Source organism: Streptomyces sp. RB17 (genome assembly GCF_009604455.1).
Classification (GTDB): domain Bacteria; phylum Actinomycetota; class Actinomycetes; order Streptomycetales; family Streptomycetaceae; genus Streptomyces.
Map to the genome: position 1 here is coordinate 398808 of NZ_WEGL01000001.1, position 14131 is coordinate 412938.

Here is a 14131-nt window from a genome sequence, read left to right on the forward strand (position 1 = left end):
GGACGGCCCAGAAAGCGACCCGGCGGCCCGCTCGGCGGCCTAGTACTCCAGCCGTAGTTGTGGATCTTCATGGTGTGGCTGTGCGGCGGCGGTAGTGGCATGTGCGGGCCCGGGCTTGGTGCCGGCGGCGCCATAGGGACCAGCGCAGACGGTGTTCGCGTTGGTTGTCGGGCGGCGTTGAGGGGGTGGCGAACAGTCGCTGGATCTCGTTGCAGGTGAGTGCAATCAGCCCGTCGGGGACGGGGTGATCGCGGTGCTCGCGGGCGCGGACGACGGCGAGGAAGGCATGCGCGAGCATGGCCAGGGTGACCCAGCGCAGCCAGGGGGTGTAGCGGCGGACTTGGTGCTCGTCCAGGCCGGCGAGTCCTTTGCCGGCCTGGAAGGTCTCCTCGATCCTCCAGCGCATCCCGGCGACGCGTACCAGCGTGCCGATCGGCACCGGATGGGGGCTGAAGCAGCGGTAGTAGGCCAGTTCGCCGGTGGTGCGGTTGCGGCGGATGAGCAGCCGGTAGATGCCCGCGACGGCCTCCGGGAGCAGGCCGATGGCGGCCCAGTCGTAGTGGCGCGGCCCTTTCGCGCCGCCTCCGGCGGACATTCGCTGCCAGGCGGTGCGCGGCACCTTGCGTACCAGTGAATCGACGCGGAACTTCCCACCGGCCGTGCGGACTTCGGTGCGGCACGAGACGGCCATGACAGAACCGATCTGGCGCTCAGCCAGCATCTGCGCCAGGGCGGGGTTGCCTCCATAGACCTCGTCCCCGGTCACCCAGCCGACCGCGTGCCCGGCCTCGCAGAACCGCTCGATCATCGCCGCGGCCAGCTGCGTCTTGGTCCCAAAGCGCGTGGTGTCGGACTCCAGCCCGGCTGCCCGGCATCGCTGAGGGTCCTCGGCCTAGATACGGGGCAGGTACAACTCCCGGTCCACAGCGGCGTGTCCATGCTCGGTGGCATACACCAGGTAGACCGCCACCTGCGCATTTTCGATCCTGCCCGCCGTGCGGGTGTACTGACGCTGCACCCCGACCGTCGTCTGCCCCTTCTTCACATCGCCCGTCTCGTCGACGATTAGCACCGCCTGCTCCGCGCCCAGGTGGTCGACGACGTACTGACGCAGATCGTCACGGACTGCGTCCGCGTCCCACTTCGCCCGCTCCAGCAGATGCTGCATCCCATCGGGTGTGGCCTCACCGGCCCACTCCGCGATCGTCCAGCAGTTCTTCCGCGGCAGGTCCGCCAGTAGCCCTCGGACGAACTTCCCCACCCGACGACGGGGTTCGGCACGCGCGAACCGTCCGGCTATGCGCCGCATCAGCCCTGCGAAGTCATCGTCCCAACCCCCAGGGTCTACGCTGTGACCAGCGGCCACCGCCTGATCTTCAGTCTTCACACACCGATGATCACCGGTGGCCGCATCCGTCTCCGACCCCACCCCAGACCTCCCCCGACCTCGCTTACGGCTCCGACATCGCCAACATCGGCCTGACGATCACGGCGGTGGCCATCGCCGCGATCTGGCGCGAGGGTCCGCTCTTGCTGAGACTGGGCCCGACCCGCCTGGGGGTTACGGCCAGGGCCATAACCCCCAGGCGCCTTCTCCGTGCGTTTACTTGGCGCCCCCGCAGAGCGCCCCGTGCAGGAAGACCTCCACCAGCTCCTGCGGGGTCAGGTCGGGCTCGTCCTCCGTACGCGGCTGGATGAAGAGCAGTCCGTAGAAGAGGGCCGCGATCTGCTCCGGCGGCCGGCGCAGGGCGGCCTTGTCGGGCTCCAGCAGCTCCGCGAGGGCCGCGCGGATACGGGTCGTCGCCTCGCTGCGGCCCGCGCCGCGCACCGTGCCGGGGTGCTTGCCGCCTCGATGCCCCAGCGAGCCGGCGATCGCGCCCATCCTGGACATGTGCGCCTGCAGTGCCTCGGCCGCCTCCGCGAGCCGGTCGGGCAGCGGCTGGGATACGTCGATCGCGTCGAGCTCGCGGACCGCGTGCTCGGGGGAGAGCGCCTCGGCCACGCAGGCCTGCAGCAGCTCGTCCTTGTCGGCGAAGACCCGGAAGATCGTGCCCTCGCCAATGCCTGCTGCGCGGGCGATCTTCGCGGTCGTCACCGCGGCGCCGTACTCGGCGATCAGGGGGATCGCGGTCTGGATGATCATTTCGCGGCGCTGCTCCGGCGACATGCCGGGAGCGCGACGGCGGGTGGTCTGGTTCTCCTTGGGTGCTGTCATAACCGCGAGAGTACGGAGTGAGTACTCACTCCGTCAATGAGTGGGTACTCACTCCGCTCACTTTTCTCGTGCCCGGCCACTTGTCGATGGCGGCCCATCAAGATCCACAACTACGGCTGGAGTACTAGGAGCTGATGGGCAACTCAGCGTCTGGCACGACCTGTTCATGCCGAACTCTCGGCGGATGCGTTTCTTCTTCAGTGAGCGGCATGTACCTGCCCAATCCACTGATGCCGAGCCAACGCGACACAGGGCGTCGGAACTTCACCCCCCGTGATGGCGTCGGGGCCTAGCTATGGCCGTGCGCCCTGGTCGGCAGGGACGTAGCGTCAGCGCAAGGACTTCCGTATCACCGCTGAGCAGGAAGCGCTCGTCTTCCGGCTGGCGGAGCTCGTGGACGGCGGCACGCAACCGCTGGAGACGCAGCTCGTCGAGGAGCTGGGCCCGGACATTCGGCAGCAGCTCGACGGGCTCGAGGCGAAGGGCTGGATCCTCGCCCGCGAGGCTGCAGACGGAATGATGGTCGTCGATCTCACCGGGCCGGCGTGGCAGGCAGTCCGCAGCCGCCGCGACGTCGGCCGGTAACGGCCGTCGTGACGCTAAAGATTCGCCTACGCGATCCCATAAGACCTGTGATCTTCGGCCTCGCCCGGTGTAGCGTCGTTACAAGTAGTCGTGGTTCCGAAGTCCTGTTCGCCCGTGACACACGTCTCGGGCGTTCTTGCTGTTCAGCGCCTCTCCGGACCAAGGCGATCACCTCCGGATCCCGCACGGTGCGGGGCCCGAATTTCCTTGAGGGAGACAGGCATGGCGAGCGGTACCGTCAAGTGGTTCAACGGCGAAAAGGGCTTCGGCTTCATCGAGCAGGACGGCGGCGGCCCCGACGTCTTCGCCCACTACTCGAACATCGACGCCTCTGGCTTCCGCTCCCTGGAAGAGGGCCAGCGAGTCACGTTCGATGTCACGCAGGGGCAGAAGGGCCCGCAGGCGGAGCACATCCGCCCCGAGTAACAACGCATAGAGAGACCCCGGCCGGATGGTTACCGGCCGGGGTCTCTTGCTGCCCGGGTGAAAGGGGGACAAGCCAGTGTGAACCTTCACGGTACCCCGGGCGCAAGCGCAGGCTTTCCAACTGTGGTGGTGGGGTGGCGGGGTGCGTTCGGGGGCGTGCATCTGAGTTCATGGGCGGCTGGTCGGTGTGCAGGAATGGGCCTCTGGTCTCGCCTGAACGCCCGCGAACGGTGGTGAATGAGACGGAAACTGAGACGGTGCCGATATGGCTGAGTGCTTGCTCCTGCCCAGGTGGGCGTCTTCGGGAGAAGATCTTCTCCCAGGTTTCTCCCAGCGACATCCTTCCCACCCGCCCTACATGGCAAGCCAGTTCAGATGTCACCCGATCGTGCAGCAGACCCGGCGGCGGCACGGCCGCACTCATCATCTCTGCAAGTGGCTGGCCCATACAGCCTTGATCTGCTCACCCTGCTCGGCAGTGATGACGCCAGCTTCCATTGCCACGGCCACGAGATCGGTGCCGGCCGCGAGCTTGAGGGCGGTGAAGGCATCGTTCATGCGATCGGAGTTTCGGGGCGTCCCGACATGCCCGGGAGCCAAGTCCCCGGGGAGGAAGTTTGCCACCTCGCCGTCGTGGCTCTCAAACGCTGCCTTGTCCATCCTGACGTGGACTCGTTTGGTGCCGATGGTGACAACGGTCCCATGTGACCCTTGGTGGTACATGGGCCTGTCACTTGGCGCTCTTACCGTGACTTTGTCGCCGACCTTGAAGCTGCTCAGGGCTCTTCCACTACCGAGCATGTGCGTCCCCCCTCTAGGACAGGTGGATCAAGAAGCACTTCATATCGCCCCTCTGCCCCCGCACCATGGACGAGGTAAGGAAGCACCGCTTTAGGAGAGAGGCTGGATGATCTGGGGCCTGAGCTGCGGCTTCGCCAGCCCAGGAGCGGGCGTGTACTCGATCGCAGGACACCGGTGTTGACCGTGACTGACCCCTGCATCTGGCACGGTTGTGGCACGGACCTCAGCCGACGCAAGTCAGCCACGATGGCGGGCGCGCCGATCGATTAGGCGCGCGTGTGCCTCGCTGCACCCCCCTGACCTCAGCCACGCTGCTTGGAGTTGTCTGGCAGAGCAAGCCGCGACAGCGGAACCGTGATGGTGAAGCGTTGGACGTTGGCCTCTTCCAGAGCTGTGTGTGGGGGTCCTTCCCCGCCTTCGCTGCCACAGCGTCCTCACCAGGTGCCCGCAACTACAAGGGCGCCCGGAAGACCACGTACACGGTGCGTTGGGTGGTCGCGGGCAAGCGCTGGCGCGAGCCCTTCAACACCGTCGCGCTCGCTGAAGGCTTCCGCTCCGAACTCATCCGAGCCACGGGCAAGGGCGAGGCCTTCGTCGTCGCTACAGGCCTTCCGGTATCGCATCGTTCCAAGTCGGCTGCCATGAGCTGGTACAGGTTCGCAGTCGAGTACGTGGATGCCCGCTGGCCTCAACTCGGCGGCAACAGCCGCAAGAACATCGCCAAGACCCTGACCGCGACCACCATCGCTCTGCTACGGGCCAAGCCCACCCCGTTCGCGCCTGCGGCCGTGCGGACGGCCCTTCGCGAATGGGCGTTCAACACGAACCGACGCCCGGACGCGCCCCGAGACGTGGTGGCCATCCTGAAGTGGGTCGAGCGGAATTCCCTTCCCGTCTCGGCCTGGGAGGACCCGGAGAAGGTCGACCAGGTCCTGCAAGCCATCGACACCCGCCTCGACGGCAGGCAAGCGGCGGCCTGGTCCCGGAAGCGCAACCGCCGGATCCTCAACGTCGCCATGAAGTACGCGATCCGACGGCGCATCCTGCGGACCAACCCCCTTCCCAAGGGCAAGGATTCGACGGCGGTCACGAAGACCACGAATGCCGTCGACAAGCGGTCTTTGCTGAACCCCGAGCAGGCGGCGGCGATCCTCGACTGGATCCGGCGCCGGCCGCGCGGCGGCAAGCGGCTCCATGCCTTCTTCGCGACGCTGTACTACTGCGGCCCGCGGCCCGAGGAAGCCGTAGCCATGCGGGTGGAGGACGAGACCCTCCCCGAGCCCGACGCCGACGACCAGTGGTGCGAGCTGCTGATCCACACGGCGACCCCGGAGGTGGGCAAGCAGTGGACCGACACGGGGGAGATCCACGAGCAACGCGACCTGAAAGGCCGTGCTGAGGGCGAGACACGCACCGTACCGGGGCATCCGGCTCTGACGCGCATTCTGCGGCAGCACATCGAGGACGAGCAGCTCCAGCCGGGTGATTTGCTCTTCCAGGGGGAGACCGATGGCATCCTCGCCGGTTCCGTCATCCGTCGGGCGTGGCGCAGCGCGCGCAAAGCCGTACTGCCCCCGCACGTCTTCGAGTCGCCCACTGGGCGGCGCGTGTACGACAACCGGAACACGCGCCTGACGAAGTGGCTCAACGACGGCATCCCGCCCGCCCAGGTGGCCGAGTGGGCCGGGAACAGTGTCGCCGTGCTCCTGGCGACCTACGCCCGGTGCGTCGACGGGCAGCTGCCGGATCTCAAACGGCGGCTGGAAGCCGCGGGCGACCTCCCGGAGGCGGAGGAGTCGGGCGTTGGCTGATCTTCGACCGGTCGAGAACTTCGACACGTATTCGACACGGCCACCCGCGAAAACCCGCTGACAGCCGGACAGCCCCGGACCGCGCCCTTGATCACCAAGGGGGTGTCCGGGGCTGACCCGTGTCGAGCGAAACGTCCCCTGACCAGCAAAAAGCCCTCCCGATGGGAGGGCTGAGGCTGGGCGCCCCCGGCAGGACTCGAACCTGCGGCCAAGCGCTTAGAAGGCGCCTGCTCTATCCACTGAGCTACGGGGGCCTGGTGGCGGGACCAAGGATAAAGCTCCGTGTTCCTCGACCCTGTCGCTTCGCCTCCGTGGCTCGATGTGGAGGTTCAGTGAAGCGATCCCGATAATCGCAGGCAGGTACGAATCGTGCACCGCTTTTGGCGTCCGACGCACCGGGTGTTGTGCACTCGTTATGCCTGAGCTGTGCCCATGTCCCAGTCGCCCCTTGCGTCCTTTCTGTCCCGTCGGCACGCAGACATGTCTATATGCTTCAGAAATCCCCCAAAATTGGGCATTCTTCGCATGTGGTGACCTTGGACGTACGGCCTCAGCTGCTCGACACACTCTCCGCACTGCGCGACCGTGTCGCCGCCGCACGCTTTCCGCTGCCCCTGCCCGGCGCCCCACGCGCGCGTGCCAACCGCGACGAACTACTCGCACAGCTCGACGACTACCTGGTACCGCGCCTACGGGAGCCCGAGGCGCCGTTGCTGGCCGTCATCGGCGGGTCCACGGGCGCCGGGAAGTCGACGCTCGTCAACTCGCTCGTCGGCAGACGGGTGAGTGAGGCGGGCGTACTGCGGCCGACCACGCGCACGCCGGTGCTGGTCTGCCATCCGGAGGATCATCACTGGTTCAGCGAGATGCGCGTGCTGCCCGGCTTCACGCGCGTGTGGGCGCCCCAGGAGGATCCCGACGACCTCATGCCCCCGGGCGGCCACCCCGCGCGCGTGCTGCGCATCGAGAGCGCCGACACGCTCCCGCGCGGACTCGCCCTCCTCGACGCCCCCGACATCGACTCCCTGGTCGCCGGCAACCGCGTCCTCGCCGCCGAGCTCGTCTGCGCCGCCGACATCTGGATCATGGTCACCACGGCCGCCCGCTACGCCGACGCCGTCCCCTGGCAGCTGCTGCGCACCGCCAAGGAGTACGACGCCGCCCTCGTCACCGTCCTGGACCGCGTGCCCCACCAGGTCGTCTCCGAGGTCTCCCGGCAGTACGGCGCCCTGCTCACCAAGGCCGGGCTCGGCGACGTACCCCGCTTCACCGTGCCCGAGCTGCCCGAGTCCGCCTGGGGCGCCGGCCTGCTGCCCGCAACCGCGGTCGCGCCGCTGAAGGACTGGCTCGTGCACCACGCCCAGGACCCTGCCGCACGCGAGCAGGTCATGGCCCGTACGGCGTACGGCCTCCTCGACTCCCTCAAGTCCCGCATGCCCGAGCTGGCCAGTGCCGCCGCCGCCCAGCACGCCGCCGCCGTCCGGCTCGTCTCCGCCGTGGACGCCGCCTACGACGGTGAGCACGCGCGCGTGCGCGGCCGGCTCCAGTCCGGCGCCGTACTCGCCGGGGACGCCCTCAAACGATGGCGGGCCTTCCCGCTGGACTGCACCCCCGGCGAACTCCTCGACGCGCTCGTGGCGAGCCTGGCCGCCCTGCTGCTGTGCTCCGTCACCGCCGCCGACGAGAAGATCGACGAGGCCTGGCGACGCGAGCCGGCCGGAGCCGACCCGGCCCTCGCCGCCGGCGAGTCCACCGCGGAGAGCACCGAGCACCGTATCGGTGTCGCCGTACGGCGCTGGCGACGCGAGCTGGAGGAGTACGCCGAGGAGGAGGTGCGCGAACTGGAACGCGCCACCGCCGCACCCGATCCGGAAGCCGTCGGCGCCCTGGTCGCCACCGCACTGCTCGGCGGACGCCGGGCGCGCAGCGCGGGCGAGGGGCTCGCGGGGCGGATCGGCGCGCACGGCGCGCTACGGCTGCGCGACCGGGCCGGCCGACTGCTGGACGAGCACGTGGACCGCGTTCTGCATGCCGAACGCGAGCGGCGCCTCGCCCCGCTCGACGCCCTGGACGTCCATCCCGAGCCCCAGGCCGTGCTCATCGCCGCCTTGTCCGTACTGCAGAAGGAGAGGTGACCGGTGACGGCCGTCACTGACCAGGACCACACGGATCACACCGACCACATGAGGCGCGTGGGACACATGAGGGACATGGAGCGCGGCAGCCACGACAACGACACCGGTATCGGGCGAGTGGAGCAGGGCGGTCACTTGGGGTCTGAGCACGTCGAGTACGGCCGGCACATCGAGCAAGGCCGGCACATCGAGCAAGACCGGCACATCGAGCAAGACCGGCACATCGAGCACGTGGAACGCCTCGAGTACATGGATCGCCTGGAGCGCGTGGCCTACTTGGATCGCGACGATCACGGCGCGGGTTCCGGTGTCGCCGAGCGTGCAGAGCGTCTTGGGGGTGGCTCGAGCGGAGTGGGTGGCGGTTCCGGCGATGGAGCGGCGGTCAGGGACGGGTACCTCGCGGATCGGGAACGCGGCGTAGCGGATGCCTCCGACACGTCCTACGGCTCTGAGGTGTCCGAGGCCCGCGGAATCGCCGACGCCTCCGGCGGCTCCGACAACCCCGGCCGCGCTGTTGTCGCCGGACCCTACGCCCGCCCCGACGAAGCACACACTGTCGGCGGGCGGGCGGAAGACAGAGACATCGCCGACTCCGCCTCCGTCCCCGAGAGTCTGTGGAACGAGCGGCACGCGCGCGTGGGGGGCGAGGAAGGGCCGGAGACCACGGAGACCGGAGGCACCCAGCTCTGTCTGCCCGACCTGCTCCCACACCCCACAAACGACGCGTTCACCCCCGGAGCCAGAGCCACCCCGACAACCACTTCTACTCCCGCAGCCACACCGGCCCCTGCAAACAAGGCCAGCACGACAAGCAGAGACAACACGCCACGCACAGCCACCCCGACGGCCAAACCCCTGCCCCCGCTCCCGCCCATGCCGCCCCTCCCGCCCATGCCCGCATTCGCGTCGTCCCCCGCCTCCCCCGCCTCCCCCGCCTCCCGCGCCCCCGTGGACACAACCGCCGCCCCCGAGCAACACAGGCCCTCGCAGCCCTCGCAGCCCTCGCAGCCCTCGCAGCCCTCGCGGCCCTCGCAGCCGTCGCGGCCGTCGGAGTCCGCCCGATCCGGGGAGCCCTCCGACTCCTCCGACTCCTCCGAGCCCTCCGACTCCTCCGAGCCCTCCGGGCCCTGGGACGACGGCCTCATCGCCCGGCGCGTCACGGAGGCCACCACCGCGGCCCTCGCCGCCGAGCGCGCCTCCGCCCTGGAGAGCGGCGGCCGCGGACCGGGCAGCCAGATCCCGGCCCCGCTGGCGTACGACGGCCGACTGCGCTCCCGGCTGGACGCCCTGCGCGAGCTGGTCGGGCTGTCCCGGACCCGCCTGGACAGCGGTACCCTCGCCGAGGCGGCCCGGGTGCTGGACGAGGCGGCGGCCCGCCGCAAGCTCTCCGGCCGGCACACCGTCGTGGCCATCGCGGGCGCTACCGGCAGCGGTAAGTCGCAGTTGTTCAACGCCCTTGCCGGAGTGGCCATTTCGGAGACCGGCGTACGCCGCCCGACCACCGCGGCGCCCATCGCGTGCAGCTGGAGCGACGGCGCGGCGAGCCTCATCGACCGGCTCGGCATCCCGGGCCGGCTGCGTCGTCGTCCGCTGCAGAGCCCGGAGGCCGAGGCGCAGTTGCGCGGGCTGGTCCTGGTCGACCTGCCCGACCACGACTCCGCCGCCGCGGAGCACCGCAAGCAGGTCGACCGGATCCTGAAGCTGGTCGACGCGGTGATCTGGGTGGTCGACCCGGAGAAGTACGCCGACGCCGTGCTGCACGAGCGCTATCTGCGGCCCATGGCCGGCCACGCGGAGATCATGTTCGTCGTGCTGAACCAGATCGACCGGCTGCCCGGGGAGGCCGCCGATCAGGTCCTGGACGATCTGCGCCGGCTGCTGGACGAGGACGGCATCGCGCTCGGCGAGCACGGGGAACCGGGCGCCACCGTGCTCGCGCTGTCCGCGCTCACCGGCGACGGCGTCGGCGAACTGCGCGAGAGCCTCGGCCAGTTCGTGGCGGAGCGCGGCGCGGCGGCCCGCCGGGTGGCGGCCGACGTGGACGCCGCCGCGGCCGATCTGCGCCCTGTGTACGCCGCCGGGCGGCGGGTCGGCCTCAGCGAGGAGGCGCGTGAGGAGTTCGCCGACCGGCTCGCGGACGCGGTGGGCGCCATCGCGGCGGGTGACGCCGCCGAGCGGGCCTGGCTGCGCAACGCGGGCCGAGCCTGCGGCACACCCTGGCTGCGGCTGTGGCGCTGGTACCGGTTCCGGGGCGAATCCACCACGGGCCGCATCCCGGTGCGGACGGCCCAGCCCGACGAGGAGGCCACCGCCCGCCAGCGCGTCGAACAGGCGGTCCGTACGGTGTCCGACCGGGCCTCGGCCGGGCTGCCGGCGCCATGGGCGCAGGCGGTGCGCGAGGCGGCCGTACGCGGCTCGCAGGGGCTGTCGGAGGCGCTGGACGAGTTGGCGGCGCGGGCGGGACTGCCGCCTGGGCGGCCGCCGCGGCCGGGCTGGTGGCCGGCGGCCGTGCTGGTGCAGGCGGCGATGACCCTGCTGCAGGTCGTGGGCGGCCTGTGGCTGTTCGGCCAGATCGTCGGTGTCATGGCGCCCAACCTCGGGGTTCCGGTACTGCTGATGGCCTGCGGGATCGTCGGGGGACCGCTGGTGGAGTGGGGCTGCCGGATGGCGGCGAGAGGCCCGGCCCGGCGCTACGGCCAGGAGGCGGAACGCCGGCTCCGGGAGGCGGCCGCCGGCTGCGGCCGGGCCCGGGTGCTCGATCCGGTGGCGGCGGAGCTCCTGCGGTACCGGGAGGTACGGGAGCAGTACGTACGCGTCGTACGGAGCGGGACCGGAGTGGGGTGAGAGCCGGAGCGGGGGAGATCTGAGCGCAAGGGGAGATGCGGGCGCGGGGGGACGTGAACGCGGGGGAGATGTGAGCGCGAGGGGCCTCGGAAGGTGTTTCCGGGGCCCCTCGGCCGCTTTTCGGGGCTCGGGGCCGGGTGAGGCCGCGTGCGGGCACGGGGTGACAACGCCGGCCTGCGTCAGCGGTCACTCGTGCGGGTGGCGGGGTTTTCCACAGGTGGGGTGGTCGTCCACAGCTCTCAGCGGGCTCGGCCCGGCGGAGGCAGTCTGGGTTCGCGGCGCTCGCAGGGCGGGTCCGCATGACAGACCGGGATGACAGATCCGCATGACAGACACGGCCGTACGGGATGGGCCCGTGCGGGTGTCCGCCCGGCCGGAAGGGGCCGGGCGGGGGAGGGGAGCGAGGACATGAACGAGACGATCGTGTGCGTGGTGGGCAACGTGGCGACCCGGCCGGTGTACCGGGAGTCGGCGGCGGGGCCGTCGGCCCGGTTCCGGCTGGCGGTGACCGCGCGCTACTGGGACAGGGAGCGGAACGCCTGGACGGACGGGCACACCAACTTCTTCACGGTGTGGGCCAACCGACAGCTCGGGGCGAACGTGGCCGCGTGTGTGGAGGTGGGCCAGCCGGTCGTCGTACAGGGCCGGCTGAAGGTGCGCACGGAGGTGCGCGACGGGCAACAGCAGTGGGCCTCCGCCGACATCGACGCCGTGGCGATCGGCCACGACCTCTCCCGCGGTACGGCCGCCTTCCAGCGCTCGGCCAAGCCGGAGGCAGCGCCGACGGCGACCCGGCCGGAGCCGAACTGGGAGACACCGCCTGCCGCCGGCACCCCGGACGAGGGCAGCGGCATTTCTCAACAGGCTGCGGAGCCAGTGGCGGTGACGTGACATCAGCATCCCGGTTCAGGACGCTCAGGCCGCCAGGCGGAGCCGGACCGGGGCGCCCGGTTGCCGAACGCCCCGTACGAACCGGTGGATTTGTCGATATGCCCAGCTCATGGACGGTCCCGGCGATAACGATTATGGATCGGATCGCCCATCGGATCATCCGACCGGCGGGACAGGCTCCAGCTGATCCATAGGATGCCGGGCGTGCCCCTAGGGGCTGCCGATTCTGCTGGTGGGACCGTCCCCCACGTCCAACGGGTCCTGCTCGAAGGGGAATTCTGTGCTTGCTGCGTTCTGTGGGTTCCGCCGTTCCACCGGAGCGGCCCGCCTGGCCGCCGCCACGACGGTGACCGGCCTCATGGCAGCCGGTGTGCTGTCCGGCGCCGGTACGGCGGTGGCGGACGGGACCGCCGGGACACCGCAGACCCAGGGCGGGGCGACGGCCACGATCAACGGCCTGAAGACCTACGGCGAAGCGGTGATCCACGAGGACGGCGGCGACCAGCGTGTCGAGGCCGGCCTGTTCGAGATGTCCGTCGACGGCGGCGGCACCCTCCAGACGTACTGCGTCGACCTCAACAACCCGACCCAGCGCGACGCCCTCTACCAGGAGACGTCCTGGAGCGGCACCTCGCTGGGCGGCAACAAGGACGCCGGCCGGATCCGCTGGATCCTGCAGAACTCCTATCCCCAGGTCAACGACCTCGCCGCGCTCGCCCGCCAGGCCGGCACCGGCACCCTGACCGAGCAGGACGCGGCAGCCGGCACCCAGGTGGCCATCTGGCGCTACTCCGACCACGCGAAGGTCGACGCCGTCGACCCGCAGGCCGAGAAGCTCGCCGACTATCTGCAGAAGAGCGCCCGCGACCTCGGCGAACCGCAGGCCTCGCTGACCCTGGACCCGCCGGCGGTCTCCGGCCGGCCGGGGGACGTGCTGGGACCGGTGACCGTGCACACCAACGCGGGCACCGTCACGGTGAGCCCGCCGCCGGACGCGGCCACCAGCGGGGTGCGGATCATCGACAAGACCGGCAAGGTGATGACGTCCGCGCAGGACGGCACCCAGCTGTACTTCGACATTCCCGAGGACGCCACGAACGGCACGGCGCAGCTGACCGTGCAGGCGTCGACCACGGTGCCGGTGGGGCGTGCCTTCGCCTCCGACAGCCGCAGCCAGACCCAGATCCTGGCCGGCTCCAGCGAGTCCACGGTCTCCGCGACCGCGACCGCCACCTGGGCGGCCGAGGGCGCGATACCCGCGGTGTCGGCCCGGAAGAACTGCGCCAAGGGCGGTCTGGACATCTTCGCGGCCGACAAGGGCGACAAGCCCTTCACCTTCGAGCTGATGGGCGTCGAGCACACCATTCCCGCGGGCGCCTCCCGCACGGTGACCGTCCCGCTCCAGGAGGACCAGGCCTACGACTTCACGATCACCGGGGCCCACGGCTTCAGTCACCGCTTCACCGGGGTCCTCGACTGCAGGACGCAGGGCGTGATCACCACGCAGACGACCAAGGTCCACAACGAGCCCAGCCCCGCCTCGGTCGGCGGCACCACGGCCCCCGACACCAACCTCGCCGCGACGGGCGGCTCCGCGATCACCCCGCTGATCGCCGGCGTGGCCATCGGCTTCGTGGTGATCGGCGGCGCGGTCCTGGTCCTGCTGCGCAAGCGCGAACAGGCCGACGGCTGACACGCGGTCCGGCCGCACACCTCGTCGTTCTCGGCGCCGGGTCAGTCCTGAGGACTGCCGGGTCCGTCCTGAGGAGTGCCGGGTCCGTCGTGGGGGTATCGCAGGCGGCGCTGGGCCCAGCGGGCCAAGGCCTGCCCGGGCCTTCGCATCGCCTGGCCTTGCGGCTCAGCTCGGCGCGATGGCGCGGAGCCAAGCGGTGAGCGCGGAGAAGTCGGCTTCCACGAGTCCTTTGGCCGGGTCGACGCGATGGAGCAGCGACGGCCCAGGATGTCGGGCATCGACCCACAAGCGATCCATGGCGCTGATTTCGTCGTCGACCCAGACGAACGGTCGACCGTCGGCCCACTCGACCAAGGGGCGAGTCTTCCAGTGCAGGCCTCGGGGTCCCTCGTCGGCGCCGGAGTCCGGCCACTGCACCACGGGGAGCTTCTGCAGTCCCAGGCGCGGAGCGACGGCCTCGTTCGCATCCTCCATCCACGTCGTGGCCCACACGAGATGGCAGCCCAGGGCGAGGAGGCGCGATCCGATGCCGGGATCCAGTCGATCAAGCAGCGGGTTCCCCTGATCGAAAGACGTCGAGGAGTCGTACGACGCCCCGAACGGGATGAGCGGACCGTCGACGTCGAGGAAGAGGATGGGGCGCTCCGCTGCGCTGGTCACAGCGGCACGATAGCCCGGCGCGAGGGCGCGGGGACTCTGCTTCCTGGTCCGTCCGTGGGCCGTGCGAGGC

10 protein-coding genes, 1 tRNA gene and 1 pseudogene are annotated in these 14131 nt (G+C 70.2%); 7 read left to right on the forward strand and 5 right to left on the reverse strand.

The features are described 5' to 3' along the window. Nucleotides 1-67: 67 nt before the first annotated feature. Nucleotides 68-1309 (reverse strand): annotated as a pseudogene (locus tag SRB17_RS01880) (IS701 family transposase). Between the two features lie 294 nt (nucleotides 1310-1603). Beyond that, nucleotides 1604-2215, reverse strand: coding sequence for a TetR/AcrR family transcriptional regulator (locus SRB17_RS01885; protein WP_153534024.1), 612 nt, complete (start codon nucleotides 2213-2215; stop codon nucleotides 1604-1606). Between the two features lie 393 nt (nucleotides 2216-2608). Here SRB17_RS01885 and SRB17_RS01890 point away from each other — a divergent pair, with 393 nt between their 5' ends. Further along, entirely contained in the window at nucleotides 2609-2800 is a 192-nt protein-coding gene (locus SRB17_RS01890; RefSeq protein ID WP_228395817.1) for a hypothetical protein, read from the forward strand. A 222-nt stretch (nucleotides 2801-3022) separates the two neighbouring features. Beyond that, the gene (locus SRB17_RS01895) at nucleotides 3023-3226 is read left to right on the forward strand and encodes a cold-shock protein (RefSeq protein ID WP_055489114.1); all 204 of its coding nucleotides are present in this window, start codon (nucleotides 3023-3025) and stop codon (nucleotides 3224-3226) included. A gap of 423 nt (nucleotides 3227-3649) precedes the next feature. Here the strand turns inward: SRB17_RS01895 and SRB17_RS47460 are convergent, their stop codons facing one another. Further along, the gene (locus SRB17_RS47460; protein WP_267133399.1) at nucleotides 3650-3784 is read right to left on the reverse strand and encodes a hypothetical protein; all 135 of its coding nucleotides are present in this window, start codon (nucleotides 3782-3784) and stop codon (nucleotides 3650-3652) included. Between the two features lie 611 nt (nucleotides 3785-4395). On the opposite strand from SRB17_RS47460, the gene SRB17_RS01900 reads away from it, so the two are divergent. Further along, nucleotides 4396-5838 (forward strand): tyrosine-type recombinase/integrase, encoded by a 1443-nt coding sequence (locus tag SRB17_RS01900; protein WP_228395818.1) that lies wholly within the window; start codon nucleotides 4396-4398, stop codon nucleotides 5836-5838. A 181-nt stretch (nucleotides 5839-6019) separates the two neighbouring features. On the opposite strand, the gene SRB17_RS01905 is transcribed toward SRB17_RS01900, so the two are convergent. Continuing rightward, nucleotides 6020-6092: transfer RNA gene (locus SRB17_RS01905), tRNA-Arg, on the reverse strand. Nucleotides 6093-6365: 273 nt separating this feature from the next. On the opposite strand from SRB17_RS01905, the gene SRB17_RS01910 reads away from it, so the two are divergent. The 4 genes from SRB17_RS01910 to SRB17_RS01925 all read left to right on the forward strand — a co-directional run bounded on the left by SRB17_RS01910 (nucleotide 6366) and on the right by SRB17_RS01925 (nucleotide 13401). After that, nucleotides 6366-7973: a dynamin family protein gene (locus SRB17_RS01910; protein WP_323374838.1), complete on the forward strand. Its 1608-nt coding sequence runs from the start codon at nucleotides 6366-6368 to the stop codon at nucleotides 7971-7973. 891 nt (nucleotides 7974-8864) lie between these two features. Next, nucleotides 8865-10817, forward strand: coding sequence for a YfjP family GTPase (locus SRB17_RS01915; protein WP_228395819.1), 1953 nt, complete (start codon nucleotides 8865-8867; stop codon nucleotides 10815-10817). Between the two features lie 408 nt (nucleotides 10818-11225). Next, on the forward strand, nucleotides 11226-11708 hold the full coding sequence (locus SRB17_RS01920; RefSeq protein WP_153534030.1) for a single-stranded DNA-binding protein: 483 nt from the start codon (nucleotides 11226-11228) through the stop codon (nucleotides 11706-11708). 358 nt (nucleotides 11709-12066) lie between these two features. Beyond that, a complete protein-coding gene (locus SRB17_RS01925) occupies nucleotides 12067-13401 on the forward strand; it encodes a Cys-Gln thioester bond-forming surface protein (protein ID WP_194293916.1) in 1335 nt (444 codons plus the stop codon). 165 nt (nucleotides 13402-13566) lie between these two features. Here SRB17_RS01925 and SRB17_RS01930 read toward each other — a convergent pair whose 3' ends face one another. Further along, on the reverse strand, nucleotides 13567-14061 hold the full coding sequence (locus tag SRB17_RS01930; RefSeq protein WP_323374839.1) for an HAD domain-containing protein: 495 nt from the start codon (nucleotides 14059-14061) through the stop codon (nucleotides 13567-13569). Nucleotides 14062-14131 lie beyond the last annotated feature (70 nt).